Raw genomic sequence first — 5993 nt, forward strand, 5'->3', positions numbered from 1 at the left:
TATCCGGCACGCCTGCCAGACCTTCCAGGTGAGTGAGACCTGCTATCGGTACCAGGCCAAGGCATCGGACGAGAACGGCCGGATCGCGGACTGGCTGATGCGATTGACGACGACGTATCGCGACTGGGGCTTGGGCCTTTGCTTCCTGTACCTGCGACGTCCCCCCGTGTTCGACCGCACCGCCGAAGGCAGGGCGATCAAGTGTCTGGTAGTCGTGGACGACGCCACGCATGAAGCGGTCGCCATCGAGGTGGAGCGTGCAATATCGGGCCATGGCGTGACGCGTGTGCTGGACCGGCTCGCCATCAGCCGCGGCTTGCCGCAGGTGATCCGCACGGACAACGGCAAGGAGTTTTGCGGCAAGGCGATGGTGACCTGGGCGCATGCGCGTGGCGTGCAGTTAAGGCTGATCCAACCCGGCAAGCCGAACCGGAACGCCTACGTTGAATCGTTCAATGGCCGCCTGCGCGATGAATGCCTCAACAAACACTGGTTCCCGACACTGCTGCATGCGCGCACCGAGATCGAGCGCTGGCGACGCGAATACAACGAGGAGCGACCCAAGAAAGCAATCGGTGGCATGACGCCGTCTGCGTATGCCCAACAGCTGGCCAATACCGATATCATCAACACTGGACTCTAAACCCGGTCGCTACTCAGGACGGGGGGACGTCGGTCCGACAGCACCAGCGTGTGCGTGCCGCGCGTGGCGCTGTCGGCCGCGCCGGTGTGCTCGCACGGAATGTTCAGGGGTGCGCTGTAGTCGTTTGCTCGGCCGCAAGTTCCTCCACCTGCTCGCGGGTGAGCGCCGGGCCGCCGAGGGTTGCCATGATTTCCTCGTTAAAGGGCTCCAGATCGCGGCCAGTGCGGCGCTTGCGTAGTGTCTCGCCGGGCTGGATCGGCGGGCCGTCTTCTTCCATGTAGCGGCGGATATGCTCGTACAGCCGCCACAGCAGTTCGTCTTCGTACCAGCCCAGGTAGCCGATCGATTCGCGGGCATAGAGCGTCCTAGGGTCGTCCGGGTGCGGTGCCCACAGTTCCAGCCGGTAGGAGTCGCGCATGGTCTCGCCCATCAGCTGGTTGAATTTATAGGTGCGCGCTTGCACCGTCTCCCAGGCCACGGTCTGCGGCGGCAAAAACCCCGGCATGATCCAGAATTTCCAGAAGGGGGAATGGCGGATGCGGGAGAAGGTGACCTGCCTTGTTTTTCGATTAAATAGGACAGGCTGGTCTTTTGGGAGTAAATAACTTGCTTTCAAAAGGTGAATGGCGCCGATTAAGAAAAGAGAGGCCACAGGAAAAACTAGAATCCACGTGCCGATTTGATCCAGGCCGGTGGCAAATCCAACCCAAAAACACATTGCCGCCCCCAGCAATGTCATCCATCCGCCGAATCCAACATCTCCGCGTTCCATGCCCGAACCCAAAATGCTACCAATGCTAATTGCGTTCGGGTACACAGCCACCAACGACTCACAGCTGCTGGCGCGCTCATGTACCGGCTGCCGCTTATCTATCGGCGCGACACGATGCGGCGTGGCGCTCAACATCAGCTTGAGCTGACCCGGCGGCAGATCGAACTGCGGCTCGCCGCCCTGCCACTCCGGCAACAGCACACGGTATGCCGGGTTTTTGACTTCATTCATTGCGTTTTATCCGTTCACCAGCTGCTGCACCAATACTTGCCGTTCACCGGACGATTCGCCGATGGTCACTTCCAACTGCGCGCTGCGATAGCGCGCGCCATCCACGCCGATCTCGATCACCGCCACGTCGGCTTCCGATTGCAACCGCGCATCGTCCACGCCAGCCAGCCTTGCCAGCATGGTGCCCTGGCCATTGCTGTAGGCATACACGGTCGTGGAAACTCCCTTCAGATCCGACAGCACCACGGCCAGCATATAGTTCAGATGCCCGCGCAGGTCTTGTGGCATCCATAGTCTGGTCGTCACGGTCTTGGACCAGAGGCGGGCATCCTCGCCCACGGCACCGGGGGTGTCGGCGGCGGCGGATGCACCCAGGCTCTTGATCCACTCCGTGCCGTACTCGAACTCCACACGGATGCCCATCAACATCTTGTTGAGCTCTTCCTGTTCACGCTGGGGGCTACCCCACTTCGCGTCGGCGTCCGCCACGCCCCAGATGCTCTTGGCCGCCCACTCTTCCGTCGGCGTGTCCTGCAGGCGCATTGCGACATAGCCGGCCATCAGGCCCAGGCCGATCAATACCAGGCCCCACCCTGTCCAGGACAAGCCCAGCACCCCTGCGGATGCCGCAGACGCGGACGCGGATGCCGCTCCGGCTCCGGCAACGCCGGAAGCTGCAAATGTTGCCTGTGCTCCCATCCATGATGCATATGCAGCACCTAGGAAAAAAGCTCCTTGAGCAAAGTAAAGATACTGCGAATCTCGGTCACCGGTTCTACTTCTTGAATAGACATTTGCAAAAGAAAGCCCCGCATCAATCACCAGCCCAGCCGCAGAAATCCGCCCCGCCGTCCACTTCAACACCCGCGCCCGGCCCACGGCCGCATCGATCCCCTTGGCCTTGTCCACCTGCTTATAGAGCGCCTCGCCGAGTTCCAACGTCACGGCCGCCAGCCCCATGCCCGCGCCCAACAGGCCCACAGAGGCGACCTGGCGTTCTTTGTCGCTCCCGAACGTCAAGGTGTGGAATGCCTTGGCGATCGCATACGCCTGCAAGACGCCGCCGGCGGCGGTAAAGGCCGCAGAGCCTTCACGCAACGCCTTGGCGGTGGCATCGCCCCAAAGTTTGAGTTCATTGCCTGCCCGTGTCGCGACCTTGCCGGTCTGCTGGCCCACGTCTTCGCCGAATCGCCACACCTTGACCACTTGCTCGGCCAGTGCATCGGGCGTCTTGATCGCCATCGCCAGCGACCCGGCCAAGACCAGGCTTTTCACCTTGCCGGCCTGACGCGGCAGGCTTTCGACGGCCTGGCTGGCGGCTTCGGCGCTGGACTGGCGCAGGCGCTCGCCGGCCATCTGCCAGAACTGCACCGCCTGGCCGAAGCGAAGCTCCATCTGGCTGGCCTCCTTGCCCGGGCCAGCCGCCTCCAGCAACCCCGCCATCAAGCGCTCGAACGTGGCGCCCGCCGCGGCGGACCAGGCTTGTTTCTTTTCCATGCTCAGCGCGACCCCGCCGGCAACGGTAATCAGCGGATGCCCGGCGGCGGCGGCCAGCGTCTTCAAGGTGGGCAGCGAAGCGACGGTGGTGTCGTAGAACGGGAACGCCTTCAACAGCCGCTGATCGGCTTGCAGCTGGCCGTCGGTCGCCTTGCTGCTGTCCTCGAACAGCTTGAACAGGTTCTTGGCCTCCTTGTGCAGCTTGGTTGCCTTGAAGGCCTTGTGGAACGCGTCCTGGTTGCCGAGCAGCGCCCGCGTCAACAGGGCTTCCTTCTGTTCCGGATCGTCGGTGAGGAAATCGCCATACCACGCCAGGCCCTTGTCGGTCATCGCGCCACCATTGGTGATGTCGGCGACGAGGCTGGCGAAGTGCAGGCCATCCATTCTGACCTGCTGCGAGCAGTCGTTGTCGGTCACCAGCTTGCGCGCCGCCGACTGGAGCCAGACCTGGTGGTCCAACTCCACCTGGGCGAGCTTGTTGGCATCGGCTTCCACCAATGCGGTGTAGCGCTGCAGGAAGTCGCGGAAGGGATACGCGCCCTCCTTGCCCTTGAGCTTGTCGAGCACTTGCTGCTTGAGCGTGGCCGCTTCCTGGTCCGGGCCGCGCTCGGTCTGCAAGACGATCGTGCCGTTGCCGAAATCCGGGAGGTATTCGCCGCTTGCGGTGACCCTTCCGCTTTCCTGGAAATAGGTGCCTGGCGGCAATTCCTTGTTCTGGAGCATGCGGTCGAACTCGGCGCGCGTGACCTGCTTGCCGCCCATGCCGCGCTGCTTGAGTTCCTGCAGGTTCTGCCTGGCGGCGTTGTTGCGCGCGTCGATCTCCTTCAGCAGCCCTTCGATGCTGAGCGCTGTCTGCAGGCGCCAGGGGCGCTGTTCGCTTTGCTGGTTCTTGTCGTAGAGCCAGCGCTTGGCGCTGTTGCACTGGGTCAGGCGGGCGGTGGCGGTTTCTGCCGTCATGCCTACGGCATCCGGCACGCTGACGATCTTCAGCTGATCGAGCGTGTACTGCCCTTTGGTCGCCTTGACCAGCGTCTGGGCCTCTTGCATCAAGTGGGCGACGGTTTCGGGCCGGACGCCGGCCGTTCCAGTGACCTCCCTTCCCTGAGATAACGGAGGGTATGGCGTCTCCAGCAAGTGATTCTTGGGCGGAGACGGGTCGTAGTCGGCCACGATCGTTGCCACCGTTTCTGCCGTCAGCGGCATGGAGCGCGAACAGGCGACGCTGGGAACGTCGATCATGGTCATGCGTGCGTCGCGCTTGCTGGAGTGCGACGCATAGAAGTCCCGCACGGGCTTGGACCAGGGATGATCGCTGTAGCCCACCCAGACCTTGCCGGCGTGCTTGGGTTCGGGGATCACCAGCAGCATCGCGCTGGCGTAGGCCGCGGTGCGCTGGCAGGTAAAGGCGCTATCGGCTTTCGCGCCGGCGTGCTCGATCAGGTCCAGCGGGTAGGGCGCAAGATAGCCGCCGTCGGACACCTGGAAGGCCTGCCACCCTTTGTGCGCCTTCAATTCCGCCGTGTGCGGCGACGCGTAATAGACCATCAGGTAGCCGGCGCGCAACGTGCGCATCACGTAGCGGCCGAAGCTCAATTTCGGCCCCGCCACATCATTGTCCAGCAACGCCGCGCACGCCTGCTGCTTCGGCTCGGCGTAGGCGGCGTCCGCCAGCCCTGGCCTGAGCACCAGAAAGGGCAGACCGGCCTTCACGCAGGCGGGGCATCCTGACGCCTGCCCGGCTGGCGCCGTCGCCGCGGCTTTCTGGGCGTTGGAGGTGTAGGTGGGTTGTTGACCGTCAGCCATGTCGGATGTCCTTATCGGTGTCGATGCCGGCCTGCCGGCCGCTGCGATTGAGTTCCTCGCAAATCCGGTTCCAGCCCTCGGGGTCCGGAATGTCTTCCAGCGCTTGCGCCAGCGTCGTTTCGCCGGCGATAGCCTTTGCCACCGCCGAGTGCACCCGCGGGTGGTCGAGCAGGCGCAGGTGAACTTGAAAGAGATAGGCCGCCATCAAGATGCGGTCCTGCCGGTGGGTCACGCCGGCGGCGTCAACCGCGATGGCGGCGCTGTGCGCCTGCGCAAGATAGTCCGCGGGGAGTTCATTGACAAAGGACATCCAGCCCCGCAGTAGATCCTGCGCCGTCTCGTTCAATGCCCCATGGACCCACTGCGTGGCGGTCAAGCTCAGCGCGCCGGGCTGGCGTTCCGAATTGGTCTGATAGGTGACCAGGCGATTGCGTCGATCAAGGACGGTCCACGCGCGGATCGGCCCCAGCAATCTGCTGCGTTGCTCATCGGACAATGCCGGCCACATCCATTCCAACACCCGCCGATCGTGCCAGCGGATCAACCTGCTCGTTCCGCCCGGCCCGGCGCGCAACTGCATGCAACGGGCCAGGTGACGCGCCAGCTGTGAGGGGTCGGCCGGCGACCCAAGCCAAAGCCAGCCCCCGATGCTGAAGCCACGCGCTGCCTCGACGGTCGGCATGCGCTGCTCTTCCACTGCACCGGCGACGCTGGCCTCGAGCAACGCGACGTTGCGCGCGTCCAGCCTGATCAGCCGCGGCCGTTGTGTGCCGGAGACGCTGGGATGCTTGATTGGGACGTCCCAAACGTCCGCGGCCGCGACTGCTGGCCAATCTTCCGGAAAAGGCTCTCTCAGCAAGGGGTCGATGAGAAGAAAGCACGCATCCGCGTCATCGCGTTGCAGATGCTCGCCCAACTGTTTAGCGATGGCGTCCAACATGTGTTCTTGCCCCCTAGATGTACGCAGCGCCGCCAGCGGCCTTCGCTGTGGTGCCCTGCGGGCAGGGCTTCAACGTCGCGTTGGGCACGACAGCATTGCTGGTCGCC

General features: G+C 63.7%; 4 protein-coding genes. 1 reads left to right on the forward strand and 3 read right to left on the reverse strand.

Annotated elements, in window-relative coordinates:
- Positions 1-643 (forward strand): integrase core domain-containing protein (locus tag XBLMG947_RS20210; RefSeq protein WP_245228277.1); only part of this gene is annotated, 643 nt, incomplete at its 5' end.
- Between the two features lie 103 nt (positions 644-746).
- On the opposite strand, the gene XBLMG947_RS20215 is transcribed toward XBLMG947_RS20210, so the two are convergent.
- From XBLMG947_RS20215 to XBLMG947_RS20225, 3 genes are read right to left on the reverse strand one after another with little or no spacing between them, the layout of a single operon-like run.
- Positions 747-1646 (reverse strand): DUF6708 domain-containing protein, encoded by a 900-nt coding sequence (locus tag XBLMG947_RS20215; protein ID WP_065470324.1) that lies wholly within the window; start codon positions 1644-1646, stop codon positions 747-749.
- A 6-nt stretch (positions 1647-1652) separates the two neighbouring features.
- A complete protein-coding gene (locus XBLMG947_RS23875; protein ID WP_245228278.1) occupies positions 1653-4946 on the reverse strand; it encodes a T6SS effector BTH_I2691 family protein in 3294 nt (1097 codons plus the stop codon).
- Positions 4939-5886 carry a DUF4123 domain-containing protein gene (locus XBLMG947_RS20225; RefSeq protein WP_083993299.1) on the reverse strand — a complete coding sequence of 316 codons (948 nt, stop codon included), beginning with the start codon at positions 5884-5886 and terminating at the stop codon, positions 4939-4941. The genes XBLMG947_RS23875 and XBLMG947_RS20225 overlap by 8 nt, the downstream gene beginning before the upstream one ends.
- Positions 5887-5993: the final 107 nt, after the last annotated feature.

Origin of the sequence: Xanthomonas bromi (assembly GCF_900092025.1) — a bacterium.
GTDB lineage: Bacteria > Pseudomonadota > Gammaproteobacteria > Xanthomonadales > Xanthomonadaceae > Xanthomonas > Xanthomonas bromi.

Bases quoted from the DNA above. Each gene is read 5' to 3' on its own strand.
- XBLMG947_RS20215 (WP_065470324.1), bottom strand. From the start codon at position 1,646: ATGAATGAAGTCAAAAACCCGGCATACCGTGTGCTGTTGCCGGAGTGG.
- XBLMG947_RS23875 (WP_245228278.1), bottom strand. From the start codon at position 4,946: ATGGCTGACGGTCAACAACCCACCTACACCTCCAACGCCCAGAAAGCC.
- XBLMG947_RS20225 (WP_083993299.1), bottom strand. From the start codon at position 5,886: ATGTTGGACGCCATCGCTAAACAGTTGGGCGAGCATCTGCAACGCGAT.